We start from the raw sequence: 26109 nt of genomic DNA on the forward strand, positions 1-26109 counted from the left end.
ACCAAGATGCGCGAGAACCTGCATCGCTTCTTTCGTGCGGCGCGGGGAGCCGGGGTCCGGGTCTCGCCCGCCGAAAGCATCGATGCGATGCGCGCGGTTGCTCAGGTCGGCTTTGCCGACCGCGACATCCTACGCGACACGTTCCTGCTGACGCTTGCCAAGACGCAAGACGAGAAGCGCGCGCTCGGCGAGTGCTTTGACCTGTTCTTCAGCCAGCCCGAGCCGCAGCAGGAGAGCACCGAGCAGAGCAAGACAGACGACAACAGCGAGCAGGGCAGCAATCCGTCCGCCGATGAGCATGGCGACACGGCCGGCGGTGCCGCCAACGAGAATACGCCCAACGAGAATATCGGGCCGCTGGCGCAGATGCTGCTGTCGCAGGACCGCTCCGCGATATCGACCGCGATCGCCAATGCCTCCGGCGCCGCCTCGCTGCCCGACATTCGCTACTTCACCCAGCGCGGTATCTTCCAGACCCGCATCCTGGATGCGATGGGCATCCAGCGCCTGCGCGACGATATCGACGACCTGACCACGCGCAATCCGGGGCTCGCCGAGCGGCTGCAGGAGGCGCTCAACGGCCTGCGCGGCACCGTGCGCGACACCGTCTCGCAAGCCCTGCTGCTCTACGGCCGTGAAGAAGCGGAGAACCTGCGCAACGAGATCCTGCGCAATGCGCCGCTGGCGCGGATCGAGCCGCGTCAGGTCGAGCAGATGCGCGCGCTGATCCGCCGGATCGCGCGCCGGCTGCGCGAGCGTTACTCCAAGCCGCGCAAGCGCCAGCGCCGCGGCCATCTCGACGTTCGCCGCACGCTGCGACGGAACGCGGCCTGGGGCGGCGTGCCGTTCCTTACTGCATGGAAGCGCAAGCATCGTGACCGGCCGAAGATCGTGGCGCTGTGCGACGTCTCGGGCTCGGTCGCTCGCGTCTCGGACTTCTTCCTGCTGCTGATCCACAGCCTGCATGAGGTCGTCGACGACGTCCGCTCATTCGCCTTCTCGGGCCATTTGATCGAGGTCAGCGACATCCTGGAATCGAAGACGCCGGAAGAGGCGATGAAGGAGATCATGTCCAAGGTCGGCTTCGGCTCGTCCGATTACGGCAACTCCTTCGCCGATTTCGAGGACAATTGGATGAGCGCGATCACGCCGCAGACGACGGTGATCGTGCTCGGCGACGCCCGCAGCAACAATCTCGATCCGCGCGCCGACATCCTGCGCCGCATCGGCGAGCGCTCCAAGCGGCTGGTGTGGCTCAACCCCGAGGGCCGCATGGTTTGGGGCTTTGGCGATTCCGAGATGCCGCGCTACGCGACGTTCTGCACCGTCGTCCGCCAATGCGCGACCGCGCAGCAACTCGAGCGCGCCGTCTCCGACATCGTGGCGACTTATCAATAGGCCGCCAGCGGCCTAAAGCATGTCCGGGAAGATCATGCTTGTCGCGCTTCAGAGACGAAGCGCGTCGCCGTGGAACAGCCACCCGGCGAATGCAATCAGCGTCAGCGCGACCGACGCCGAGATACTGACGAGCTTGATCGTCGTGATCGCCTTCAGGATCGAGGCCGATCGCGCCGCCCCATGCGGATCGCCGCGCAGCAACAGCCAGCCCAGCAGGAAATCCTCGATCAGATCGCTCAGCAGATACACCGCCGGGACCACCAGGCCGAGCCACGCCGCCGGCGGGTAGGACAGGTTGAGCCAGTACGATGACGCCGTCCCCATCGCGCCGGCCAGCGCCAGCATGACGGCGAGATCGAGCGGGAACAGGATCGGGAAGACATACTTCATCCGGAGATCGGACTGCACCAGTTCGCCGAGCTGGGCGCCGCTGTAGCTCAGCGTTTTCTCGGGAAAGCGGCTGCGGAATCTGTTGGCAAAGACGCGATCGGAATAGCTGCCGACCCACCAGAACAGTCCGAACGCAATCACCACCAGACCCGCGAGAATGACCGTCACGAGAGCTTGATGGCCCATGCCGATCCGTTTCTGTCCATGGTGAGAACGCTGCGCAAAGCCGCAGGCAAGACGATCGCGCGCACCGGTGAAATCCCCGAACGGGAGAAAATATCGACGCAATACTGTAATGATCAGGAAGCAGATTCCCACCTTTTCCAAAGCGTTGCAATTGAATTCTGCGGATCGTCCTCAAGCGCCAGTATGCAGCTGATGCCAATGCCGGCCAGAGGATTCGGGTTGCGCGGCGGCCGCGTTCACGCCGGGTACACAGAACCGTATTCTATTGGAGATTGAATCCAGCCCGCATTCTGCCGTACATTGAGGCCGCGGATTTTCACGGCGACCGCGGGGGCAACGGATGCCGAAGGATATTGTGATTTGTTGCGACGGCACCGGCAACGAGATCGGCGCCAATATTTCCAATGTGCTGAAGCTGTTTCGCGTCACCGACAAGAGCGAGCGCGAGCGGGTCTATTACCATCCCGGCCTCGGCACGATCGGCCTGCAAAACACGTGGGGCCGCTTCAAGCAGCAGGTGCGCGGCCTGCTTGGGCTGGCCTTTGGCGCCGGTCTCGACAAGGACACGCTCGGTGCCTACCAGTTCCTGTGCCGGACTTGGGAGCCGGGCGACCGGGTCTGGATGTTCGGCTTCAGCCGCGGCGCCTACACCGTGCGCGTGCTGGCTGCCTTCGTTCACGTGATGGGCCTCTTGCCGGTCGACCAGCTCGACATCGCCGGCTACGCGTTCAACACCTACAAGAAAGCCAGTTCCGACGCCCAGAAGCCGGACGGCACGTTCGACGATGCCCCGCTGAAAGAAGCCTGGCACTTCAACCAGATCGCCGGCGGCCGCAACATCGATATCGAGTTCATCGGGGTCTGGGACACCGTGGCCTCGATCATCGTGCCGCGGCAGGACAACTTCCTGTTCGATCTGCAGACACTGCTGTTCACCCGCACCAATTCGAGCGTCAAGCGCTTCCGCCAGGCGATCTCGATCGACGAGCGCAGGCGCATGTTTCGCCTCAACCGCTGGATCGAACCGCAGAAATTCCGCTCCGATCCGTTCGACCCGTCGACCGCGGTGGAGCAGGATATCCGCCAGGTCTGGTTCGCCGGCGTGCATTCCGACGTCGGCGGCGGCTATCCGGAGACGGAGAGCGGGCCGTCAAAATTTCCGCTGATCTGGATGCTCGAGCAGGCCAAGGCCGCCGGGCTGCCTATGGACCAGGCGCTGATCGATCATCTCGCCTGGGGGATGCCGCTGCCGCCGCGCACGCACGTCTATGTGCCGCCAAGCGCGACGGCCCCATTGCACAATTCGCTGACGGGCGCCTGGGAAATCCTGGAATGGATTCCGAAGAGCGACAAATGGAAGGAATGGCCCGCGCGCAAATCCTTCCTCGGCTTCTATCTGCCGATGGGCGAGCCGCGGCTGATTCCGGACAACTCCACCATCCATGCTTCGGTGCTGGAACGGATGGAGAAGGATTCGACCTACCGGCCGATCAACCTGCCGACCACCTACAAGGTCGAGCCGATGACGCCGGCGCCACCGACCCCGACGGTCTGACGCTCCTTGTTTTGACGCGTTTTCTTCACGCGAACCGGTGTCCACTTCGCTCGAAAACGCTCTCCGCGTCGATCGCATCCTTGATCCGCTTGCGGCTGAGCTCAGCCGCTTGCCGGTGGCGCGGGCGTACACGGCAACAGGCAGCCAACGCCTGAATTGAGTTTATCGCGGGAGGGTGTATTAACACGTTCTGTTCCGGAATCGTTCGACCACGGAACTCGAATCGCCCTATCTCGGATCATGACTGCCCAGCCCGCCCTCGACCACGCATCCACGCCGCCTCGCGACGCGCGCGCCGTGCTCAGTTCCGTGTTCGGCCTGCCGGGCTTCCGCGGCGCGCAAGAAGAGATCATCGGCCACGTCACCGATGGCGGCAATTGCCTGGTGCTGATGCCGACCGGCGGCGGCAAGTCGCTGTGCTATCAGCTGCCGTCGCTGCTGCGCGACGGCTGCGGCATCGTGGTGTCGCCCCTGATCGCGCTGATGCGCGACCAGGTCGCCGGCCTCACCGAAGCCGGCCTCAACGCCGCGGTGCTGAATTCGACGCTGTCCTATCAGGAAGCTTCCGAGGTCGAGCGGCGGCTGCTCGCCGGCGATCTCGATTTGCTCTATGTCGCGCCGGAACGGCTCCTGACGCCGCGCTGCCTCAATCTGCTTGGCCAGGCGCAGATCGCGCTGTTTGCGATCGACGAGGCGCATTGCGTGTCGCAATGGGGCCATGACTTCCGCCCGGAATATATCGGCCTGTCCGCGCTGGCCGAGCGCTTCCCCAATGTGCCGCGCATCGCACTCACAGCGACCGCGGATGAGTCAACGCGGAAGGAGATCGCCGAGCGGCTGCAACTCACCGACGCGCCGCAATTCGTCGCGAGCTTCGACCGGCCCAACATCCGCTACGAGATCGTCGACAAGCAGAACGCGACCACGCAGCTGAAGAGCTTCATCAAGGAGCGGCATGCAGGCGACGCCGGCGTGGTCTATTGCCTGTCCCGCGCCAAGGTCGAGGACGTCGCGGCGTCGCTCAGCGAGGCCGGCATTCCCGCGCTGCCCTATCATGCCGGGCTCGACGCATCCGTGCGCGCCCGGCATCAGGACCGCTTCCTCAACGAGGACGGCATCGTGATCGTCGCGACCATCGCCTTTGGCATGGGCATCGACAAGCCCGACGTGCGCTTCGTCGCGCATCTCGATCTGCCCAAGAGCATCGAGGCCTACTACCAGGAGACCGGCCGCGCCGGCCGCGACGGCAAGCCCTCGGCCGCTTGGATGGCCTATGGCCTCTCCGACATCGTGCAGCAGCGCCGCATGATCGACGAATCCACCGGCTCCGACGCCTTCAAGCGGGTCTCGATCGGCAAGCTCGATGCGCTGGTCGCGCTGGCTGAAACCGTGCATTGCCGGCGGCAGCGCCTGCTCGGCTATTTTGGCGAGGCGCGCGCGGAGGAAAGCTGCGGCAATTGCGACAACTGCCTGACGCCGCCGCGGGTCCGCGACGGCAAGGTGCACGCGCAGAAGCTGCTCTCTTGCGCCTATCGCACCGGGCAGCGTTTTGGCGCCATGCACCTGATCGACGTGCTGGTCGGGCGGCTGACCGAGCGCGTCAAGCAGTTCGCCCACGACCAGTTGTCGGTGTTCGGCATCGGCCGCGAGCTCAACGAGAAGCAATGGCGCGCGGTGCTGCGCCAGTTGGTGGCGATGGGGCATCTGCGCGCCGACAGCGACGCTTTTGGCGCGCTCAAGCTCACCGACAGCGCACGCGGCGTGCTGAAGGGCGAGACCGCGGTGATGCTGCGCGAGCAGCCGGAAGGCGCGCGCAACCGTGCGATCCGCGGCAAGTCGCGCCGCGGCGAGCTGGCGCCGGCGGCCGACGGCAAAGGCGCGGAGGCCAACCCCACGCTACACGCAGCGCTGCGCGCCTGGCGCTCCGAGGTGGCGCGGCAGCGTGGCGTGCCGGCCTATGTCGTGCTGCATGATTCCACCATCGACGGCATCGCCGCGATGCGGCCCGACACGCTGACCGAACTGCGCGGCATCGCCGGGATCGGCGACAAGAAGCTCGAGCATTATGGCGACGAGCTGATCAGGCTGGTGAAGGCGAACGACGGCTGAACAGTCGGCATTGGCCGACGGCATCGTGTTGGTGACGACATCGTGACGCCGGACCGATGCGGCCGCTTCTTGTCTCGTTGACGGCTGCCGGATGCCCGCTCATCCTGACCGCGTTTCCTTAACCGGTCCACCAGAGGAGCCGAGCATGAGCAGCAAGCCGACGATCGTTCTGGTTCACGGATTCTGGGGAGGCGCGGCGCACTGGAGCAAGGTGATCGTCGCGCTCTCGCGCAAGGGATACAGCGGCCTGCAAGCGGTTGAGATGCCGCTGACCTCACTCGCTGATGACGCCGAACGTCTGCGCAAGATGGTCAAGCAGCAGAGTGGTCCGGTGCTGCTAGTCGGTCATTCCTATGGTGGCGCCGTCATCACCGAGGCCGGCGATCTTCCCAATGTCGTGGGCCTCGTCTACATCGCGGCCTTCGCACCCGACGCCGGCGAGAGCCCCGGCGGCATCAGCCAGGCGCTTCCGCCGGCGGCGATCGCCAATGTTGCCCCCGATAGCGACGGCTACCTCTGGATCAAGCCTGACAAGTTCCACGAGAGCTTCTGCCAGGATCTGTCCGCCGATGAAGCGCTGGTGATGGCGGTGACCCAGAAGGCGCCGCTTGCCAGCACGTTCGGAAACAACATCACCGCGCCGGCCTGGAAGAAGAAGCCGGTCTGGTATCAGATCTCCAGCGAAGACCGGATGATCAATCCGGACAACCAGAAGCGCATGTCGGAGCGGATGAAACCGCGCAAGATCATCACGCTCGCCGCCGGCCACGCCTCGCTGGCCTCGAAACCGGCCGAGGTGGCCGCGCTGATCGACGAGGCGGCAACCAGCCTCGCCTGAGGCAGCGCCCGGATACCGCGGCCATCGGCACCGCGGCATAGGAGCCATACCCGGCGCGGCAACGCATGTGCTTGCGGGCCGCGCCGCCCTCGCCCTAATCTTTCGGGCAGCGCGTCCAACGAGGCGCGGCCAAGAGACGATACAGGGAAGAGACGGGCCATGGCTCAGGAGAGCACCGCGCACAGAACTGCACGCCCTGCCGAAACCGGAACGTTCGATGCTGTGGTGATCGGCGCGGGGTTTGCCGGCATGTACATGCTGCATCGGCTGCGCGGGCTCGGCTTCACGGCGCGGGTGTTCGAGGCCGGCGGCGGCGTCGGCGGCACCTGGTACTGGAATCGCTATCCCGGTGCGCGCTGCGACGTCGAGAGCCTGCAATACTCCTTCTCGTTCTCCAAGGAACTCGATCAGGATTGGAGTTGGTCGGAGAAATATTCGCCGCAGCCCGAAATCCTCGCCTACGCCAACCACGTCGCCGACCGCTTCGACCTGCGCAGCCAGATCGTGTTCGACACCCGCGTCACCGCGGCGACCTTCGACGAGAAGGCCGGCAGCTGGCTGATCGAGACCGACCGCGGCGACAGGATCACCGCGAAATTCTGCATCATGGCGGTCGGCTGCCTGTCGGCGCCGAACCGTCCGGCCTTCACCGGCATGGAGGATTTCCGCGGGCCGATCTATCACACCGGCGAATGGCCGCATGAGGGCGTCGACTTCACCGGCCTGCGCGTCGGCGTCATCGGCACCGGCTCGTCGGCGATCCAGTCGATCCCGATCATCGCGCAGGAGGCGTCCGAACTCACGGTGTTCCAGCGCACCGCGACCTGGTCGGTGCCGGCGTGGAACGAGCGGCTGTCGGCGGAGTATCTGAAGGAGGCCAAGGCGCATTATCCGGAGCTGCGCGCCAAGGCCCGCGCGCGCCCGACCGGCTTCTACTTTCAGTTCAACGCCCAGCCGGCTTTGCAGGCGAGCGAGCAGGAACGCGAGCGGCTCTATGAGGAAGCCTGGCAGCGCGGCGGCCTGCCCTTCCTCGGCGCCTTCGGCGACCTCCTGTTCGAGCAGGCTGCCAACGACACCATCGCCGATTTCACGCGGGAGAAGATCCGCGGCATCGTCAAGGATCCCGCGACGGCCGAGCTGCTGTGCCCGCAAAATGTGTTCGGCTGCAAGCGGCTCTGCGTCGATACCAATTATTTCGAGACCTACAATCTGCCGCATGTGAAGCTGGTCGACGTGTCGAAGACGCCGATCGAATGCATCACGCGCGATGCCATCGTGGTCGACGGCACCGAGTACAGGTGTGATGCGATCGTCTCCGCGACCGGCTTCGCCGCGATGACCGGCTCGTTCGACAAGATCGCGATCACTGGCCGTGGCGGGCAGACGCTGGCCGAGAAATGGCGGGCCGGCCCGCGCGCCTATCTCGGCCTCGCCTCGGAGGGCTTTCCGAACCTGTTCATGATCACCGGGCCCGGCAGCCCGTCAGTGCTCGCAAGCATGATCCAAGCGATCGAGCAGCATGTCGACTGGCTGGCGGATTGCATCAATCATATGCGCGACATCGGCGCCGGCACGATCGAGGCGGTGCGCGACGACGAGGACGCCTGGGTCGCCCATGTCAACGACGTCTCCACGGTCTCGCTGCGCTCGACCTGCAGCTCCTGGTATGTCGGCGCGAACATCCCGGGCCGCCCCCGCGTGTTCATGCCCTATATCGGCGGCTTCCCGATCTATGTGCAAAAGTGCAATGAGGTGATGAATTCGGGCTATGACGGCTTCGTGCTGCAGGGCGGCCGCAACGGCAATGCGCCGCCGCAGGTGCGCTTCACCGAGCGCTGGCAGGTGCCGCTCGACATCGAGGTGATCTCGCCGGCCGCGGTCGCCGCCAGGCGCGTTCCCATGGTCTGAGCAGCAGTGGTATCCCCACCGGGATCGCGCATGATAGTCTCGTCCCGGCCCGCGCTTCGCATCGCGGGCCGCACGGGGGACGATGGCCGACACGGCACTGCAGGGATTGGTCGAGCGGATCGGCGCACATCACGTCGTGCGCCGGCTTGCGATCGAGGCCGCGCACGAGAAGCAGCTGTTCGGCCAAGGCACGCTGGTGTTCAACGTCGAGAACTGGAATCTGGCGCCGCGGATCGTCACGACTGCGCTCAAGGCGGCCGGCCTCTACGGCCGCGCGAGGCGCAACGCCGACCAGGTCGAGGTACGACGCAATCTGGTGACGTCGGCACGCCTGCCGGCGGCATTCGACGGCTTCACCATCCTTCAGCTCAGCGATCTCCACGCCGACATCAGCGCCGGCGCGATGCAGCATCTCACGGACATCGTGCGCACCATCACCTGCGACATCTGCGTCCTGACCGGCGACTATCGTGGCAAGACGTTTGGCTCGTTCGAGAAAAGCCTGGCGCTGATGAGGGATCTCTGCGCGCGGATCAAGCTGCCACTCTATGGCATCCTCGGCAATCATGACAGCATCCGCATGACGCCGGCGCTGGAGGCGATGGGCATCAGGATGTTGTTCAACGAGCAGGAGCCGATCACGCGCGACGGCGCAACGATCCATCTCGCCGGCATCGATGACGCGCATTTCTATCGCACCGACGACATTCCGAAGGCCGCAGCGGCGATCCCGCGCGATGCGTTCTCGATCCTGCTGGCGCATACGCCGGAATCCTATCGCGCGGCGGCGGCGGCCGGCTTCGACCTGATGCTGAGCGGCCATACCCATGGCGGCCAGCTCTGCCTGCCCGGCGGCATCGCGATCAAGCTGGAGGCGCGGCTGCCGCGCCGCATGGGCAGAGGCGCCTGGCGCCTCCATCAGCTTGCCGGATACACATCGGCCGGTGCCGGCACCAGCCTGGCGCCGGTGCGGCTGAACTGCCCGGCCGAGATCACGGTGCATACGCTGCGGCGGCTCGGCGATTGACGCCGCAGACCGCAGCACCACCATCAAGGCTTCTTCGCGCCCGCGCTCTGTTCGTTCACCTTGCAAACGATCAGGAGCGTATAGCCGCGCGCGTCCTTTGCGATCTCGGACGTCTCCCGCTTTGACGCATCATGCCATTCGGCGATCTGGTACTGCACCGCGCTGTTGTCGAGGAAATCGCGCAACGCGCCGGTCTTGATCGCGAAATTGATGTTCTCCGGGATGCTTCCGGTCGCCCGCGCAACCCTGACCGCGTCGAGCTTCGCGGCCACGACGCCGACCACACCGCCCCCGAGATCGAACAGCGGGCCGCCGCTGTTGCCGGGCTGCACCGCGGCGCTGATTTGCAGGAAGCGGGTGTCGTTGAGGATGCCGCTCAGCGAAGAGACGATGCCCGTGGTCACGGTGAAATCTGATGTCAGCAGCCCGTGATAGGGGTAACCGATCGCCACGACGCCGTTGCCGACCGGAATGGCGTTTTGCCTGATCTTGGCAACGTCCTTGAACGGGGACGGCGCCTGCAGCAGCGCGAGATCGTTGGTTTCATCGCTCGACACCAGCCGCAGCTTGACTGGCGCCTCGCCGCTCAGATTACCCGTAATCTCGCTGCAGCCATCGATGACATGATGGTTGGTTACGACATGACCGGTGCTGCTGACCACGAAACCGGTGCCGGTCCCGCCCCTGGCCTGCTTCTGTGGCGGGTTCGGTGCAGACTGCGCCGGTGCAGCCTGCGGGGCCGCCACTGGCTTCGCCGCGACCGCGAATTCCCCGGCACTGGCGACGCCGTTCTTCTTCACCGACATGACGCAGTTGAGCAGCGCCGGCAGCAATTGTCCGGTCTGATTCAGGTTGAACTGAAACAATTGTCCCTGCGCGAATGCCGTCATCTGGCGCGCCTTGCGGAACTGATTGATCAGGCTGGAGTTCACGGGCATCTCGACATTCACGAGCGTGGTGCCGAGCGGCATGCCGTAGACATTGAACGCCGGCTGGCCGTCAAAGGTCAGCGCAAGCGGAAAGGCCTCGCCCGGCGTCAGACGCCAGCTCTCATGGGCGAAGCCCAGCCGCCAGCTGCCATTCGCGGCGATCGCCACCATGAAGAAGATGCCGCTCTGGTAGGTCGACCCCGCCGAGCAATGCGTGAACGTGCCGCTCTTGTCGTCCGTGAAGGCGCCGCCCTTCCAGTTGCCGACAGTGATCGAGCCATAGGGCCCGCGGGCACTCGACGGAGCTGCAGACACAAGCAGGCAAACGGCCGCAACGACCGCCCAGATCACAACTCTCATGACGCGCACTCCCCAGCCACAACCCCATCATAGGAGGCGGAGAAATTCATCCGCAAGTGGTGCGCGGCTTGGTCTTTGGTCCTGTGGCCACGCAATACCGCCGCGGATGCGGCATTCGCCACACCCTCAGGTTACATGGCCGCATGTTCCTATTTTGTTCCTAGGATGTCAACCCGGACATAATCCAAGCGCTGCGAACGCGGGTGGCTATTGCGGCTCCCGAACCGAGGACTGCGCCGGCGGATCCGGATCGTTGAACCAGTACCAGGATGCGAGGGCATGCACGCCGACGCCGATCAGGAAGATGCCGGCATAGAGTTCGACCTCGCTGTTCAGCGCCAGCAGGCGGGTGCGCGGCATATGACCATGGTTCTGGTAGACCCAGAACCAATGTCCCACGGCGACGATGCCAATGCCGAGCGCGGCGATGGCTCGGCCGGCCGCATTCATCATCCTCACGCGAAGGTCTCCCGACTCGCCCGGCACGATGAAACTACCGGGCGAAGCTGACGCGGACCTGACGCGGCAGCCCCGTAAGAGCCCGTAGCCGCCTCAGCCGTTCCGGAACGCGTAGGCGTAGCCGTTGAGCGCCGGTGCACCGCCGAGATGGGCGTAGAGCACCTTCGCTCCGGCCGGGAAGAAGCCCTTCTGCACCAGATCGATCATGCCCTGCATCGATTTCCCCTCGTAGACGGGGTCGGTGATCATGCCTTCGAGCCGCGCGCTGAGGCGGATCGCCGCCTTCGTCTCTTCCGACGGCACGCCATAGGCGGGATAGGCGTAATCCTCGATCAGCACGACATCGTCCTCGACGATGTCGCGGCCGAGCTCGACAAGCTTCGCCGTGTTCTGCGCGATCGACAGCACCTGCGCCTTGGTCTGCGCGGGCGTGAACGAACCGTCGATGCCGATCACGTTGCGCGCGCGCCCATCGGCGCCGAAGCCGACCAGCATGCCGGCATGGGTCGAGCCGGTCACCGTGCAGACGACGATGTAGTCGAACTTGACGCCGAGCTGGCGCTCCTGCGCGCGTACCTCTTCGGCGAAGCCGACATAGCCGAGCCCGCCATATTTGTGCACGGAGGCGCCGGCCGGAATGGCGTAGGGCTTGCCGCCCGCCGCCTTCACCTCCTCGATCGCCTGCTCCCAGCTCTTGCGGATGCCGATGTCAAAACCTTCGTCGACCAGGCGCACATCGGCGCCCATCACGCGCGAGAGCAGGATGTTGCCGACACGGTCGTAGACCGCGTCCTCGTGCGGCACCCAGCTCTCCTGCACCAGCCGGCACTTCATGCCGATCTTGGCCGCAACGGCCGCAACCATGCGGGTGTGGTTGGACTGCACGCCGCCGATCGAGACCAGCGTGTCGGCGTTGGAGGCGATCGCATCGGGGATGATGTATTCGAGCTTGCGCAGCTTGTTGCCGCCGAAGGCGAGCCCGGAATTGCAATCCTCGCGCTTGGCATAGAGCTCGACCTTGCCGCCGAGATGCTTTGACAGCCGATCGAGCTTCTCGATGGCGGTCGGTCCGAAGGTGAGCGGATAGCGCGCGAACTTCTCCAGCATACTGGCATCCTCTTTGGTGGTCTGGAACGGCGGCCACACCTATCACCCGAGGCGCGAAAGGTGCTCTCTAACTCAGCCCTCGCAGTTACCGATGATTGCTGATTTTGGCGCAGATGCTATGTTTTCTTTCATAAATTAGTCCAACAGCGAGAGATTCTTCCATGTCCGCCCGACTCGATCGCATTGACCTCAAGATGTTGAGATTGCTGCAGAAGAACGGCCGGCTCAGCAATGCCGAGCTGGCCGATCAGGTCGGCGTCAGCCCCGCCACCTGCCATCGCCGGACGCAAGCGCTGTTCGACGAGGGTTATGTCAGCGGCGTCCGCGCCATGGTGGCGCCGCGCAAACTCGGCAAGGGCACGCTGGTCATGGTCGGCGTTGTGCTCGACCGCTCGACGCCGGAGAGCTTTGCGAGCTTCGAGCAGGCGGTGGCGAAACTCAGATGCGTGCTCGACTGCCACCTCGTCGCCGGCGACTTCGACTACTTCCTCAAGATCCGCGCCGGCGACGTCGACGACTTCAAGCGCATCCATGGCGACCAGTTGATCGCACTGCCCGGCGTGCGGCAGACCCGCACCTTCTTCGTGATGAAGGAAGTAGTGGACAATGCGGCGCTGGAGTTTTGAGCCGCTAGCTCCGCTCGGCAACCTACTTCGAAGCTTTGGCGATCTTGTGCCCGAGATGGCCGGTCTGATGATCTCTGCGGAGTTGGCTCAGCGACGTCTCATTCAGTGCGGCCAGGACATCGCTCAACTTCTCGGTTTCGGGATAACCCGCCGCGAAACCCGGCCCGTAAACCTTGCGCAAGGTGCGCAGCAGCGTGTTGCCGTGCTTGCCGCTGATTTCGCCGTCCTTGTTGGGATGCCGATTGTCGAGACCTGGCTTGCTCATGCTGCTCTCCCTTGCGCTTTTTGCTGGCAGCATCTGCCTGCGGAGATCAAATGGCAATTGAGGCCGCACAAAATGGCTGGGGAACCCTTCCAACGCCCTCATACAGCCTTCGTCGAAGGCGAGGTTTCGGTGGCTATTTGCCGCGTATTCGGTCAATGTGACTTACGTGCTCCTGCGGACTCCAGAGAGGCCTGACGCGGCAATCGAAGCAGCAAGTCGCGTCGATACAGGAAGCCACAGCTCCATTGCGTCACGGCACAGTCCTGCGTTAGAGCGTTTTCGAGCGGAGTGGACACCGGTTCGCGTGAAGAAAACGCGTCAAAACAAAAAAGCTGGAGCTTCGGTTCTGATTTAATCAGAACCGAAAATGCTCTAGAGCACCCCAAAACTGCAGAGGTGGATAGATGTCATATGCCTACAAGCTGAATGAAGACGTTCACCACCGGGCCCAGGGGCCGCAAGGTCGTGCCGAGGCCGATCAGCCGGCGGTCTACACCATCGTTCAACGCATGCCGATTGAAGCAGACGGGCGGCTTCGATACCGCATCAGGAGCAAGGCAGGCAACATCGAGCGCGTGGTGACGGAAGAGCAGCTCTCGTACTCTCAATAGGCAATGCGCAGCCGTCGAAAATCGGCGCAGGTCGACGGCTTCAAGCGCGTCCGTGGCGACCGGTTGAGCGCGCCGCCCGGCGTGCGGCAGACCCGCTCCTTCTTCGTCATGAAGGAGGTGGTGGACAATGCGGCACCGGAGTTCTGAGCCTGACATGATCAATGCCGCAGAGTGGCGGTGAGCTCGGTCGGCCAGGCGGCCCGGGAGGAGTAATCCTCTCATTCGACTTGATGGGCAGCGCAAATCGGCGCAGTCTCACCCGGAATCCCCTCAGGCTGCAGGGGCGCGCGCGGACGCGCGGGGACATCCGCGGATGACGATCATGAACGTCACGGCGATCAGACTGGCGATACCGTTGCTGGCACTTGCCGCCGGCGGCACGGCGGCGCTGGTCTACGGCATCCACCAAACCCAGCAAATCCTCGGCGTGAGCACGCCTTTGATGGCGACGGCGCCATCCGCGCCGACGGTTCCCGCGCAAGACCAGGACAAGACGCCGCTGGCAAAGGCGCAAACCGAGACCGCGGCGCTCGCCAACGTGTTGGCGGGACCGCCGCCAGCACCGGGCAGCGATGCGGTGCCGGAGTTCGACGTCGTCAGCATCGAGCCGACCGGCGAGACCGTTGTCGCCGGCAGGGCAGTGCCGGGCGCGACGGTGGAATTGCTGCGCAATGGCGAGGTGCACGATCGCATCGTGGCTGATACATCCGGCCAGTTCGTCATGGTTCCGCGCCCGCTTCCGCCGGGAAACTATGACCTGACCCTGCGAATCACGCGTGACGGCAAGCAGGTGACCTCCAAGCAGAGCGTGGCCGTGGCGCTCGAGGCTGCGGCAAGGGAGCGGCCGATGGTGGCGCTGATGACGCCGGACAAGCCGATCCGGGTACTGTCGCAACCTGCGGCCGCGGCGCCAGCGGCCGGAAAGGTGGCTGTCGAGGCCGTCGAGACCGAGCCGGGCGGCAAGCTCCATGTCAGCGGTCGGGCAGCTCCCGGCGCGACCATCAGGCTCTATCTCAACGACAGCTTGATCACATCCGCCACGGCCGACGAGGCGGGGCACCTCTCGGTCACGATCAACAAGGGCGTAACGGCCGGCGATTATCGGGTCCGGCTTGACGACGTCGACCCGGGCTCCGGCAAGGTCCGCGCGCGTGCCGAGGTGCCGTTCAACGTTCCGGACACGACGACGACCGCGTCGATCCCGGCGCCTGCAGCATCATCCGGCCGTGCGGATGTGGCCACACCGCAGCTCGCGGCGGCGACAACCACAGCGGCAGTGAGCTCACCCTCCGCCGTGATCGTGCCGAAGATCACGACGACCACCGTTGCCCGCGGCGACAGTCTGTGGCGGATCAGCCAGCGCGCGCTCGGCGCCGGGCAGCGCTACGCGGTGATCTATCGGGCAAACGCGCAGCAGATCCGCAATCCCAACTTGATCTATCCCGGCCAGGTCTTCGTCCTGCCGGCGCGGTGAGATCGGCGTTCCGTCGGCGGTCATTTGCCCGGAGATTTCAGGAAGGCCACGATCCCGGCGCGATCCTCCGCCGAACGCACGCCGGTATACGGCTTCATGCCGTTGCCCGACACCACGGCTTCGGGATCCTCGATGAAGCGCAGCAGCGTGCGCTCATCCCAGATGATGTCGGATGATTTCATCGCCTCCGAGTAGGGAAAATTCGCCACCGATCCGGCCTTGCGGCCGACGATGTTGTGTAGATGCGGGCCGACACGGTTGTCGCCGTCCTTGACGGTGTGGCAGGTGCGGCAGGAATTGTTGAACGCCTGCTCGCCGGACACGCCCGCATCCTGGCCATGGGACGGCAGCAGCGGCAGGAACGCCAGTGCGCAAAGCAGGACGATGAATCTGGGCCGCATCGATCGCTCCGTCGGCAACCGCGCAAGCTCGCAACACCGCGTCGCTTGTGCCATGCCGTCAACGCAGAGGCCGCATGAAAGGTCCTCGCACGGCAAGCCCCTGCATCTGGCGCACGCCCAGCCGCCGCACTAGATGTGCTGCCATGCAGCACCCCGCCCTCCAGGATTTCATCACCAGCCATCAACGCCTGTTTGTCCTGACCGGAGCCGGCTGCAGCACCAATTCCGGGATTCCCGACTATCGCGACAGCGACGGCAACTGGAAGCGGACGCGCCCGGTCACCATCCAGGCATTTTTGGGCGAGGCGGCGACGCGGCAGCGCTATTGGGCGCGCAGCATGGTCGGCTGGCGGCGGTTCGGCCGCGCGATACCGAATGGTGCGCATCGCGCTCTGGCCAAGCTCGAGCAACAGGGCCGCTGCGAGCTACTGTTGACCCAGAACGTCGATCGTTTGCACCAGGCCGCGGGCAGCCAGCGCGTGATCGACCTGCACGGCCGCCTCGACGTGGTCCGCTGCCTCAGCTGCGGCACGACGATGCCGCGCGAACAATTTCAGGGCGAACTGGCGCGGCTGAACCCTGCCTGGCTCGCGCTCGATGCCACCGATGCGCCCGACGGCGACGCCGACCTCGAACAGGAATTCTCGTCGTTCGTGGTGCCGGCCTGCGAAGCCTGCGGCGGCGTGCTGAAGCCTGATGTGGTGTTCTTCGGCGAGAACGTGCCGCGCGACACGGTCGCTTCGGCGCAGACGCATCTCGAACAGGCCGACGCGCTGCTGATCGTCGGCTCCTCGCTGATGGTCTATTCCGGCTTCCGCTTCGTACGGATGGCCGAGCAACGCGGGTTGCCAATTGCCGCCGTCAATCTCGGCCGCACCCGAGCCGACGACCTGCTCACGCTCAAGGTCGAGGACCAGTGCGAGACCGCGCTGTCGTTTCTGCTGTAGATCAGCGCTCGCTCGCGTCTGCTCTCACGCCCGATGGCGCTGCGATTTGGCCATCGGCATGTTGGCGTTCCAGTGCGTCCAGCTCACGCTGGCGAGGCTGCCGAGATCCGTCGCCAGCGGGCGACGGGTACGGCGCTCATACTCGGCGATGCAGCGGCCTGATTCGCCAATCTTGCGCTGCAATTCGTCGATCGTCATCTGCGTCGCGCGCCCGCAATTGGCCTTGCCGAGCTGATCGGCCTCGATCGCCTTCAACGCCGCGCGCAGCTTCTTCAGCTGCGCGCGCTGCCAGGCAATATGGCTGTCGCTGTCTGCCGTCATGAGGCCGCCACCATCTTCGATCGTTGCACGCCGTTGGGAACCTCGATGTCGACCTCGAGCATCGAGACGAACTTGCCGCGATCCATCCGGATCACGATCTTGTCGGGATCAAGATCGACATGTTTGGACACCACGCTCAGGATTTCCGAGCGGAGGGTCTCCAGAAGATCGGGCGCACCGCTCCGGCCACGCTCATGCGCGAGCAGGATTTGCAGCCGCTCCCGTGCCACGGGGGCGGACCCTGCACGGCCGCCAAAGAGCCGCATCAGGTTCATCACGCAGCCCTCCGTCGCAGCAGCCGGTCCATGAGCCCCTTTCGCTCGACCGGCACCTTCATTTCGATCTGCTCGCCCATCAGGCGCCGCACCGCGTCGCTATATGCGCGCGCCGGCGCGCTGCCGGCATTGTTCAGCGTCACCGGACAGCCGACATTGGAGGCGCGCAGCACGTCCTGGCTTTCCGGGACAATGCCGAGCAAGGGGGTCGCAAGGATTTCCAGGATATCGTCGATCGACAGCATCTCGCCGCGGGCGGCGCGGCCGGCATCGTAGCGGGTGACCAGCAGATGCTTCTCGACCCGTTCGCCGCGCTCGGCGCGAGCCGTCTTGGAGTCCAGCATGCCGATGATGCGGTCGGAGTCGCGCACCGACGACACTTCCGGATTGGTGACGATGATGGCCTCGTCGGCGTAGCGCATCGCGAGCGTCGCGCCACGTTCGATACCGGCCGGGCTGTCGCACAGGATCCAGTCGAACTTGGTCTTGAGATCCGCGATGACACGCTTGACGCCCTCTTCGGTCAGCGCGTCCTTGTCGCGGGTCTGCGACGCCGGCAGCAGCCAGAGGTTCTCCAGCCGCTTGTCGCGGATCAGGGCCTGCGGCAGTTTTGCGACGCCCTGCACCACGTTGATAAGGTCGAATACGACCCGCCGCTCCGCGCCCATCACCAAATCGAGGTTACGCAGGCCAACGTCGAAGTCGATGACGACGACGTTCTGGCCCATTTGCGCGAGCGCCGCGCCGAGCGCGGCGGTGGAGGTCGTCTTGCCGACTCCTCCCTTCCCAGACGTCACGACCAAAACCTTGGCCATTTCTCTCTCTCCTTGTGGTCGGTCAGTTCAAAGCTGTGATGCGCAGCATTTCGCCCTCGAGCCACGCCTGGGCGGGCCGGTTGCGCAAGCTGTCAGAGATTTGTTCAGCGGTCTGGTAATAGCCGTCGATGGCGAGCAGCTCGGCCTCGATCCTCTGGCAGAAGATGCGAGCCGCCGAATTGCCGTTGATTCCGGCCATCGCGCGGCCGCGCAGCGTGCCGTAGACATGGATCGAGCCGCCGGCGACGACCTCGGCGCCGGAGCCGACCGACCCGAGCACGGTGACGTCGCCCTCGGCAAACACGATCGACTGGCCGGAGCGGACCGGGCTCTCCAGCAACAGCGACGGCAATTTGCTCTTGTCCTTGTCCTTGCTTTTTTCCTGCACCTGCGGCGTCTTCGGCTCGACATGGGTGATCGCGCAGGCCCGGCCGCCGGTCAGAAGCGGCGGCATGTTGGTGCCGAGCTTCGATTCGTCGACGCCCTCGATGCCGAGGATGCGGATGTTGCGTTCCCCCAGGCTGCCAACCAGATGCGCGATTGCGGTCTGGCTGAGATCGACGGCCGACAAATCGAGCACGATGGGCTTGCCGGTGAAGAAGCCCGGCGACTTCGCCAGTGTCGCGTCAATCTCGGCAAGCCAGGACACGACCGGCACGACCGGCGAGAAAACGAACGCAACATAGGAACGGCCGCGCATGCGGACCTGCTGACGTGCGACCTGTTGAGTTGCGTCCATCGACTCTGACTCGGCTGTCTTTTCGAATGGTTAACAATCGGCCCGCATGGTTAATCAATGGTTAACGAAGCTGGGTGTTTTCACTGATTTGAGTCGGCGGCGGTCGCCTGACCGATTTTTTTGCGACGCGGCCGAGCAAGATCGCAAATGCGCGGGCGAACGCTCTTTTGGGGGCCGACGGAGCGGATCAACGTCGCGGCGACGGCGCATGCCAAACTACGCTCTCTCTCTTTTAATTCAGATGATTACGGCTACTCCGCCTTGATGTTGGCGGACTTGACGATCGGCCACCATTTCTCGACCTCGGCGGCCTGATGGTCGCGCAGCGCGACGGGGCCTTGCCGGTCCGGCGGCGGAATTTCCTGCCCGAGTTCGGCGAAGCGTAGCCGGACCGCGGGCTCGGCGAGCGCTGATATCACTGCCTTCGACAGTGTCGACACGATCTCGGCGGGCGTACCCTTCGGCGCCCAGATGCCGTGCCAATAGGCGATATGGAGACCCGGCAATCCGGCTTCATCGACCGTCGGAATCTCCGGCGCCGATGCGAGGCGCGACGACTGGGTCACCGCAAAGGCCTTCACGGTCCCGCTCTTCACCTGCGGCAGCGAGTTGGAGGCCTGATCGAACATGATGTCGATATGTCCGGCCATCAGATCGTTCAGCGCCGGACCGGCGCCGCGATACGGCACGAAGGAGAAGTTCGTCTCCGTGAGCTGCTGGAAGAACACGCCTGCAACATGCGCGCCCGATCCCGGACCTGCAGTGCCCGATGTCGCCTTGCCGCCATTAGCCTTGAGCCAGCCGATCAACTCCTTCAGATTCTGCGCCGGCAGATCGGGCCGACCGATCACGAGCTGCGGCCCGCTTGCGATCAGCGCAATCTGCGCAAATTCCCGCACGTCATACTGCAGCTGATAGATCGCGCCGTTGAGGCAATGCGTGCCCCAATGCCCGATCGTGATCGTGGTGCCATCAGGCGCCGCGCGCGACGCGCGCAGCCCCGCGACCGTGCCGGAGGCGCCCGTGACATTCTCGATGATGACGGGATGGCCGAGCGTGTTGCGCATATATTCGGCGAGGATGCGCGCCAGCACATCGGTCGGCCCGCCGGCGGCGAACGGCACGATCATCGTGACCGGGCGCGCAAGCGTCTCCGCGCGAACGCCGGGCGAAGCAAGCGGCAACGTCGCGGCGCCGAGCGCGAGTTGCAGGAATGGCCGGCGAGAGATGCCTGGCAATGTGCGTTCCCCCATCTGTTGTCAGAGTGCCGGCGCCCTGCGGTCCGGCCCGACCGGGCCTTGCAATCGCTAGCACTATTCGGCGGCTTCGAACATCGTTGCTGCGGCGAGGAAGGGGGCACGGTTGCAACCGATGCAAGCGGCACAGACGTCAATCAACGTCCACCCGAACTCAAGGCGCGCCGCAATTTTGTGCAGCTCATGCGTGACGAATCCGGCCGAGAGATCGCCGATTACTATTTGCTGTCTTTTTTCAACAACGCGTCGATATACGTGCTCAGTGGTACGGTCGACGAGACTCCGGCTGTAACACCGGCATCACGAAGCATCGCTCGGCAAAACTGACCGCAGGAGACGGTGGGTTCGCTCGTCACGGCCGGCGCCTTGGCAAGTCCCGATGAATCAGGCGAAGCCAGGGCGTCCAGACCGATCCGGTTCCTCCGGATCGTGTTGATCCCGGAGTACCAGAGATCGCGATCTTCCGCCGTCAGCCGCTGAGAGCTGAGAAACTGGCGCGTCAGATGATCGTCGTGGGTGATGATCGTCCCCAATTGCTCGGTCGACAGCATTCGCCATTGCTGGGCCGCGGCCGCCTCCGACTCGACCTTGAAGCCGACCCCTTCCATGATCTTCAGGGCGAGATCGCTGCGCCGGCCAACTGCTGTAGCAATCTGGCGAGCTGCCGATGTGGCGCCGATTTCTGAGAGCAACGCCCTCACCGCTGGCGCTTGCGCGTGTGCCGGAGCTGCAAGCAGCATTGCCGCGATGCCCGCAAGCAATATTCTGGCGAACATTTCCACCTCCTCAAATAGATCACAGGACGTAAAGCGCTCGATCAGCAATGCAGGCGACTTTAACATAACCCGCGGAGACGACACACCAAAACGTTGCAACAAGGAATATGATCGCCACTGCCATCAGTTATGGCGGAGTGCGCTTCCCCGGCACGATGAACAGCCTGCGGCAGGCCTCGCAGGCCCAGGAGTTGAAATAGGTCGTCAAGGCATCGTCATATTCAGCTCGCCACTTCTGCTCCAAAGGGGCATAGATCCGGTCGCAAGCAAGGACGAGAGGGATTCGCATCAGGGCCGCGACGATGGCGATCAGCACGGTGCTGACCGTCCAGCGCAGGAGGCCGGGCAGGCTGGCGAAACGCGCCTCCGGTACGATCGCGTAGATGAGATAGGTCGCAACCGACAGCAGCACAACGAAGGTCAAGACATCGCGTCGCGGATCGTAGCGTCTCGGCGCCGCAGGTGCGGTGAACAGGTTGGGAAAACGAAGCGTCCGCGGCGACGCGCACCACGGACAGACCGGCGGCGGATCACCCGCTTCCCGCTCCTCGCGGATCGCCTCATCGGTCCGCAGCGCGGGTGAGCGCCCGTGCCAGAACGCATTGCGGAAGTCGAACTCGCCGAGTTGGATCCGCTCGCGAATCTCTTCGACCATATCGGTCCGCCACCAGTTGCCGAACAGCATGCCGAGGGCGATCACCAGGATCGCCAGGCCGAACAGGATCTGCAGATCGGCGGTGAGCTTGGAGTAGAGCCGCGCCGGGGTGATGTCGCCGTATCCGGTCGTGGTCATGGTGACGACGTTGAAATGGAGGCAATCCAGCAACGTCATCGGCCTCATGCCATCGGCGAATTTCAGCTTGAGCTGGCGCTGTCCTTGCTCCTGGGCCTTGGTGAAGGCCTCGGCATAATCCTTCTTCTCCCAGGCGTTCAGATCGAAACCTGCCACGCTCCACAGGCTCTCCGTGCTTTTGAACGCTCGCCGGTCGATCGGATCGAGCCGCATTTTGGCCCGGTCCGCCGCGTTCTTCCCGTTCCAGTCGTCGTACAGCGCAGCGATCGCGCGTGCCTGGCTTTGGTCGCTGAGCGCACAGAACACGTAATAGGTGCCCGCGAAGATCAGGATCACTGCGGTATAGCTCGTGACGATCGTCAACAGCAGGCGGCGCCGATAACGTGGCTGGAAGACGCGCATGACGGCGCGGGCGCTGAGGTAGAGGCCCCCCGTCAGCAACAGCAGCGTCCAGTAGGTCGTGCGCGCGCCTTCTGTGGGATCCGGAGCGCCGCTCGCGACGGCCGCGACCAGCATCCAGCACGCCAGCACATACAATCCCGCGGCGCCGACGAAAGGACCTTCGGTGAGGGTGATGTCCCGAAGCCGCAGCCACGATGCCGGCGTTCGTATCTCTGTCCAGAGCGGCATGGGTTGGACGACGGCTCCGCGCTAACGAAATTTTCCTGTACGCCGATCGAAATCCCGGTCGCTCTCATCGGTGGAGCGATGACAGTACGAAATGAGCAATTGTTGTCTTCAGGTGTCGCGCCTGAGGCGCGAGTATTGCCCGGCCCCGCAATACACGCAAGGGTACCCCTGACCTCCAAGCCCACGCTTCACTTGTCTAGAAGCTCCAGCCCTTCGACGTGCCCCAGTCCATCATGAATTGCTCGGTCTCGCGGCCGGCATCGGCGATGCCATGCGGTGAAGTCGGCGATGGCACCGGCGCTTTCATTGTCGGCGAGATAGAACGAGCGGTATTCGCGCTTGCGCAGGCCGAGGTCGCCGAACGGCAGGCAGAGCTGGCCGGCCATCAGTTCGTCGATCACGAGAAACAGCGGAAACAGCCCGATGCCGATCCGCTCCAGCGTCGCCTGCAGCGCGAAGAACATCTGCTCGAACCGCAGCGTCTCCTGATCCGCGCTCATCTCGGCGCCGGCCTGGGCGAGCCAGCGCGGCCAGTCGTAGGGCTCGGTCAAATAGGTGATGAGGGTATGGTGCCGCAGGTCGTCGGGAGTGGCGAGCCGCCCGCGTGTCAACAGGTCGACATGGCAGACCGGCGCGATCAGCTCGGTCATGAAATGCTGCGACATCCAGCCGACCGGCTCGCCGACATTGCCGCGGATCGCGACGTCGAACGAGCGGTCGTTGACGTTGAGCGGCCCGATCGAAGTGAGCAGCCGCAGCTCGACATCGGCGCGCATGCGCTGGAACGAGGAGATGCGGCGGATCAGCCAGCGCATCGCAAACGTCGGCGGTGCGCTGACGCGCAGCACCGACGGCGAGCCGTACTGCTTCATGTCCATCGAGGCGAGCGCAAGGCGATCGAGGATCGCCGTGACCTCGCGATAGTAGATCTGCCCGGCCGCGGTCAGCGTCAGTTGCGAGGGCGCGCGGCGGAACAGTTTGACGCCGAACCACTCCTCGAGAAGCGCGACCTGGCGGCTGACGGCGCCGTGGGTGACGAGCAGCTCTTCGGCGGCCTTGGTGAAGCTGACATGCCGCGCCGCCGCCTCGAACGTTCGCACCGCATTGAGCGGTGGCAACTTTCTCATGATCGTGTCGCGTCTCCGCAAGGCTCAGGAGGATAGCGTGGTGGCGTCCGGATTGTCGAGGGCGCGGACGAACTGGGCGCGATCGAGGTCGCCTTCCCAGCGCGACACCACCACGGTCGCGACCGCCGTGCCGATGAAGTTGGTCAGCGCCCGCGCTTCGGACATGAAGCGGTCGATGCCGAGCAGCAGCGCAATGCTCGCCACCGAACATGGCCGATCGAGCCCAGCGTCGCCGCCAGCACGATGAAGCCGCTGCCCGGCACGGCAGCGGCGCCCTTCGACGTCAGGAGGCAGACCACGACGAGACCGATCTGCTGAACCAGGGACATCGGTGTATCGGTGGCCTGGGCGAGAAACACGCTGGCCATGGTCAAATAGATGCAGGTGCCGTCGAGATTGAAGGTGTAGCCCGTCGGGATCACCAGGCCGACCGTCGATTCCGCGCAACCGGCGGCTTTCATCTTGTCGATGAAACGCGGCATCACCGATTCCGAGCCTGATAGTCCGAGCACCAGCAGCAGCTCTTCCCGGAGATAGCGGATCAGCTTGAAGATGCTGAAGCCCGCAAGGCGCGACACGATGCCGAGCCCGACGATCACGAACAGCAGGCAGGTGAGATAAAACACCAGCATGAAATGCGACAAGGCGACGATCGAGCCGGCGCCGTACTTGCCGATGGTGAAGGCCATGGCGCCGAACGCGCCGATCGGCGCGATCCGCATGATCATGCCGATCAGGATGAAGAGGATCTTCGACAGCCTCTCGATCGCCTGCAGCACGGGCTTGCCGCCCTCGCCGAAGCGTTGCAGGGCGATGCCGAACAGCACTGCGAAGAACAGCACCTGGAGCGTGTCGCCGCTGGTGAACGCGCCGCCGACGGTCGACGGAATCACGTTCATCAGGAAGCCGACGACCGACTGGTCGTGCGACTGGGTCACGTAGGAGGCGACGAGGCGGGAATCCAGCGTATCGGGCGAGACGTGCATGCCGACGCCGGGGCGCGCCAGATTGATCACGATCAGACCGAGGATCAGCGCCGCCGTCGTCGCGACCTCGAAATAGATCAGGGCTTTCACGCCGATCCGTCCGGCCTTGCGCATGTCGCCGAGGCTCGCAATGCCGTGCACCACGGTGAGGAAGACGATCGGCGCGATCGCCATCTTGATCATCTTGATCAAGGCGTCGCCGAGCGGCTTCAGCGCTGCGCCGATATCCGGCCAGAGATAGCCGACCAGCGCGCCCAGCGCGATGCCGATCAGCACCTGGACGTAGAGGCGCTCATGCCAGGGCGCAGCAGCAGCGTCGAGACGGGTGGCGCCGTCATTGGTGATGGTGGACATGGGCGTCGATCCTCGGAACATCTTGATGTTGGCCGCGCGAGTGACTTCATCGGCAAACGCACCGATGCGGCAGCGGCGGGACGTTGGCGGGCGATTGCGTAACGCGCAAACGAGTTAAGCTCAGGCAGCGTGACCTCAGCTCACAGGCCGGCGTCGGCCTGATTCGAAGGGCGCGCGGCCGACGGCGGGCCGCGTGAGCCCACCTCACGCTCCGTCAGCATTACTCGTTTGCGGGCGCCTCCCGCTTTGAACGACAAAGACGGGGAAGCGGTCGGCAACCGGCGCAAGCTGTGAGGAGTGACAATGAGCAGACTTTCGGTGGCAGTGATCGGCGCCGGCATGGGCGGACTTGCCTCCGCGGCAGCGCTGACCCGCGCAGGGGTTGATGTGACGGTGTACGAACAGGCCCAGCGCTTCACCCGGCTGGGCGCCGGCATCCAGATCGGCTGCAACGCCATGAAGGTGATGCGGGCGTGGGACCTGGAGCCGGTGCTGCGCCGCGAGGCGTTCTATCCGCGCTCCTGGAACAACAAGGAATACGACACCGGCGCGGTGCGCTTCGACATGGTGTTCGGTCCCGCCGCCGAGGAGCGCTATGGCGCACCTTATCTGCTCGGGCATCGCGGCGACCTGCATGCGGCGCTCGCCAGCGCCGTGCCTGACAACCTCGTCCGCCTCGACCACAAGCTGACCGCGATCGAACAGCGCGCCGACCGCTCGGTGGCGCTGACCTTCGCCAACGGCCACACCGCGACGGTCGACGCCGTGGTGGCCGCAGACGGCGTGCATTCCTTCGTCAAGGAGCGGCTGTTCGGCCGCGACGAGCCGAACTTCACCGGCCGCATCGCCTATCGCACCGTATTCCCGGCATCGCTGCTCAACGGCTATCCGATCGACGATTGCACCAAATGGTGGGGGCCGGATCGCCACATCGTCATCTACTACGTCAAGCCGGACCGTGGCGAGGTCTACTTCGTCACCAGCCAGCCGGAGCCCGGCTTCACCGTGGAATCATGGTCGGCCACCGGCGACGTCAGCGAATTACGCAAGGCGTTCGAAGGCTTCCATCCCCAGGTCCGTCATGTGCTTGAAGCCTGCCCGTCGGTGCACAAATGGGCGCTGGTCGACCGCGATCCGCTGCCGCGCTGGAGCGACGGCAACATCACGCTGCTCGGCGACGCCTGCCATCCGATGACGCCCTACATGGCGCAGGGCGCGGCGATGGCGATCGAGGATGCGGCGGTGCTGTCGCGGTGCCTGAAGGGCGTCGATCGCGACGGCGTCGCCGAGGCCTTCCGCTGCTTCGAGGCGACGCGCAAGCCCAGGACCTCGCGCGTGCAGTCGAGCTCGCGGACCAACACCTGGCTCAAGAACCCGACCGATCCGGACTGGGTCTACGGCTACGACGCCTGGACCGCGCCGCTCGCTGAGCCGGCGCTGGCCTGAC

At 64.7% G+C, this 26109-nt stretch carries 26 protein-coding genes and 2 pseudogenes; 13 read left to right on the forward strand and 15 right to left on the reverse strand.

Annotated elements, in window-relative coordinates; all coding sequences use genetic code 11:
- Positions 1-6: 6 nt before the first annotated feature.
- Entirely contained in the window at positions 7-1398 is a 1392-nt protein-coding gene (locus K359_RS0117325) for a VWA domain-containing protein (RefSeq protein WP_029080482.1), read from the forward strand.
- 48 nt (positions 1399-1446) lie between these two features.
- Here K359_RS0117325 and K359_RS0117330 read toward each other — a convergent pair whose 3' ends face one another.
- The gene (locus K359_RS0117330; protein ID WP_245284640.1) at positions 1447-1974 is read right to left on the reverse strand and encodes a hypothetical protein; all 528 of its coding nucleotides are present in this window, start codon (positions 1972-1974) and stop codon (positions 1447-1449) included.
- Between K359_RS0117330 and K359_RS61295 the strand changes: the two genes are divergently transcribed.
- The 6 genes from K359_RS61295 to K359_RS0117355 all read left to right on the forward strand — a co-directional run bounded on the left by K359_RS61295 (position 1966) and on the right by K359_RS0117355 (position 9411).
- The gene (locus K359_RS61295; RefSeq protein WP_156928539.1) at positions 1966-2250 is read left to right on the forward strand and encodes a hypothetical protein; all 285 of its coding nucleotides are present in this window, start codon (positions 1966-1968) and stop codon (positions 2248-2250) included. The genes K359_RS0117330 and K359_RS61295 overlap by 9 nt on opposite strands.
- Positions 2251-2314: 64 nt before the next feature.
- Positions 2315-3529, forward strand: a complete 1215-nt coding sequence (locus K359_RS0117335; RefSeq protein ID WP_029080484.1) for a DUF2235 domain-containing protein — start codon at positions 2315-2317, stop codon at positions 3527-3529.
- A 240-nt stretch (positions 3530-3769) separates the two neighbouring features.
- Positions 3770-5638, forward strand: a complete 1869-nt coding sequence (recQ, locus tag K359_RS0117340; protein WP_029080485.1) for a DNA helicase RecQ — start codon at positions 3770-3772, stop codon at positions 5636-5638.
- A gap of 145 nt (positions 5639-5783) precedes the next feature.
- Positions 5784-6476 carry an alpha/beta hydrolase gene (locus K359_RS0117345; RefSeq protein ID WP_029080486.1) on the forward strand — a complete coding sequence of 231 codons (693 nt, stop codon included), beginning with the start codon at positions 5784-5786 and terminating at the stop codon, positions 6474-6476.
- A 159-nt stretch (positions 6477-6635) separates the two neighbouring features.
- Positions 6636-8384 (forward strand): NAD(P)/FAD-dependent oxidoreductase, encoded by a 1749-nt coding sequence (locus tag K359_RS0117350; RefSeq protein ID WP_029080487.1) that lies wholly within the window; start codon positions 6636-6638, stop codon positions 8382-8384.
- A gap of 82 nt (positions 8385-8466) precedes the next feature.
- On the forward strand, positions 8467-9411 hold the full coding sequence (locus K359_RS0117355) for a metallophosphoesterase (RefSeq protein ID WP_029080488.1): 945 nt from the start codon (positions 8467-8469) through the stop codon (positions 9409-9411).
- 23 nt (positions 9412-9434) lie between these two features.
- On the opposite strand, the gene K359_RS0117360 is transcribed toward K359_RS0117355, so the two are convergent.
- The 3 genes from K359_RS0117360 to K359_RS0117370 all read right to left on the reverse strand — a co-directional run bounded on the left by K359_RS0117360 (position 9435) and on the right by K359_RS0117370 (position 12266).
- Entirely contained in the window at positions 9435-10700 is a 1266-nt protein-coding gene (locus tag K359_RS0117360) for a S1C family serine protease (protein ID WP_029080489.1), read from the reverse strand.
- A 207-nt stretch (positions 10701-10907) separates the two neighbouring features.
- A complete protein-coding gene (locus K359_RS0117365; protein WP_245284645.1) occupies positions 10908-11153 on the reverse strand; it encodes a hypothetical protein in 246 nt (81 codons plus the stop codon).
- Between the two features lie 99 nt (positions 11154-11252).
- Positions 11253-12266 carry a 1-aminocyclopropane-1-carboxylate deaminase gene (locus tag K359_RS0117370; protein WP_029080491.1) on the reverse strand — a complete coding sequence of 338 codons (1014 nt, stop codon included), beginning with the start codon at positions 12264-12266 and terminating at the stop codon, positions 11253-11255.
- A 161-nt stretch (positions 12267-12427) separates the two neighbouring features.
- On the opposite strand from K359_RS0117370, the gene K359_RS0117375 reads away from it, so the two are divergent.
- A complete protein-coding gene (locus K359_RS0117375; RefSeq protein WP_029080492.1) occupies positions 12428-12892 on the forward strand; it encodes an Lrp/AsnC family transcriptional regulator in 465 nt (154 codons plus the stop codon).
- Positions 12893-12914: 22 nt separating this feature from the next.
- Here the strand turns inward: K359_RS0117375 and K359_RS0117380 are convergent, their stop codons facing one another.
- Positions 12915-13157, reverse strand: coding sequence for a hypothetical protein (locus K359_RS0117380; protein WP_029080493.1), 243 nt, complete (start codon positions 13155-13157; stop codon positions 12915-12917).
- 404 nt (positions 13158-13561) lie between these two features.
- Between K359_RS0117380 and K359_RS0117385 the strand changes: the two genes are divergently transcribed.
- The 3 genes and pseudogenes from K359_RS0117385 (at position 13562) to K359_RS0117395 (ending at position 15242) form a co-directional block, all read left to right on the forward strand.
- A complete protein-coding gene (locus K359_RS0117385) occupies positions 13562-13768 on the forward strand; it encodes a hypothetical protein (RefSeq protein ID WP_029080494.1) in 207 nt (68 codons plus the stop codon).
- Positions 13769-13828: 60 nt separating this feature from the next.
- A pseudogene (locus tag K359_RS61300) lies at positions 13829-13915 on the forward strand (AsnC family transcriptional regulator); the annotation flags it as partial.
- Positions 13916-14081: 166 nt separating this feature from the next.
- Positions 14082-15242, forward strand: coding sequence for a LysM peptidoglycan-binding domain-containing protein (locus K359_RS0117395; RefSeq protein WP_029080495.1), 1161 nt, complete (start codon positions 14082-14084; stop codon positions 15240-15242).
- A 20-nt stretch (positions 15243-15262) separates the two neighbouring features.
- On the opposite strand, the gene K359_RS0117400 is transcribed toward K359_RS0117395, so the two are convergent.
- Positions 15263-15643 carry a cytochrome c family protein gene (locus K359_RS0117400; protein ID WP_051346167.1) on the reverse strand — a complete coding sequence of 127 codons (381 nt, stop codon included), beginning with the start codon at positions 15641-15643 and terminating at the stop codon, positions 15263-15265.
- A gap of 104 nt (positions 15644-15747) precedes the next feature.
- Between K359_RS0117400 and K359_RS0117405 the strand changes: the two genes are divergently transcribed.
- Entirely contained in the window at positions 15748-16590 is an 843-nt protein-coding gene (locus K359_RS0117405) for an NAD-dependent protein deacetylase (protein ID WP_256375161.1), read from the forward strand.
- Positions 16591-16614: 24 nt separating this feature from the next.
- Here K359_RS0117405 and K359_RS0117410 read toward each other — a convergent pair whose 3' ends face one another.
- From K359_RS0117410 to dctA, 9 genes and pseudogenes are all read right to left on the reverse strand, one after another.
- On the reverse strand, positions 16615-16911 hold the full coding sequence (locus tag K359_RS0117410; RefSeq protein ID WP_029080498.1) for a hypothetical protein: 297 nt from the start codon (positions 16909-16911) through the stop codon (positions 16615-16617).
- Entirely contained in the window at positions 16908-17186 is a 279-nt protein-coding gene (gene minE / locus K359_RS0117415; protein ID WP_029080499.1) for a cell division topological specificity factor MinE, read from the reverse strand. Before minE ends, K359_RS0117410 begins: the two co-directional genes overlap by 4 nt.
- Positions 17186-18001 (reverse strand): septum site-determining protein MinD, encoded by an 816-nt coding sequence (minD, locus tag K359_RS0117420; RefSeq protein ID WP_029080500.1) that lies wholly within the window; start codon positions 17999-18001, stop codon positions 17186-17188. Before minD ends, minE begins: the two co-directional genes overlap by 1 nt.
- A 22-nt stretch (positions 18002-18023) precedes the next feature.
- A complete protein-coding gene (gene minC, locus K359_RS0117425) occupies positions 18024-18740 on the reverse strand; it encodes a septum site-determining protein MinC (RefSeq protein WP_029080501.1) in 717 nt (238 codons plus the stop codon).
- Positions 18741-18991: 251 nt separating this feature from the next.
- Positions 18992-19924 carry a tripartite tricarboxylate transporter substrate-binding protein gene (locus tag K359_RS0117430; protein ID WP_245284646.1) on the reverse strand — a complete coding sequence of 311 codons (933 nt, stop codon included), beginning with the start codon at positions 19922-19924 and terminating at the stop codon, positions 18992-18994.
- A 290-nt stretch (positions 19925-20214) separates the two neighbouring features.
- Positions 20215-20820 (reverse strand): hypothetical protein, encoded by a 606-nt coding sequence (locus K359_RS0117435; RefSeq protein WP_198031152.1) that lies wholly within the window; start codon positions 20818-20820, stop codon positions 20215-20217.
- A 79-nt stretch (positions 20821-20899) separates the two neighbouring features.
- Positions 20900-22195 carry a potassium channel family protein gene (locus tag K359_RS0117440; RefSeq protein WP_029080504.1) on the reverse strand — a complete coding sequence of 432 codons (1296 nt, stop codon included), beginning with the start codon at positions 22193-22195 and terminating at the stop codon, positions 20900-20902.
- 188 nt (positions 22196-22383) lie between these two features.
- Positions 22384-23322 (reverse strand): LysR substrate-binding domain-containing protein, encoded by a 939-nt coding sequence (locus K359_RS52225; RefSeq protein ID WP_084518424.1) that lies wholly within the window; start codon positions 23320-23322, stop codon positions 22384-22386.
- 24 nt (positions 23323-23346) lie between these two features.
- A pseudogene (dctA, locus tag K359_RS52230) lies at positions 23347-24662 on the reverse strand (C4-dicarboxylate transporter DctA).
- 303 nt (positions 24663-24965) lie between these two features.
- Between dctA and K359_RS0117455 the strand changes: the two are divergent.
- Positions 24966-26108: an FAD-dependent monooxygenase gene (locus tag K359_RS0117455; RefSeq protein WP_029080505.1), complete on the forward strand. Its 1143-nt coding sequence runs from the start codon at positions 24966-24968 to the stop codon at positions 26106-26108.
- Position 26109: the final 1 nt, after the last annotated feature.

This window comes from Bradyrhizobium sp. th-b2 (assembly GCF_000426785.1).
GTDB classification, from domain to species: Bacteria; Pseudomonadota; Alphaproteobacteria; order Rhizobiales; family Xanthobacteraceae; genus Bradyrhizobium; species Bradyrhizobium septentrionale.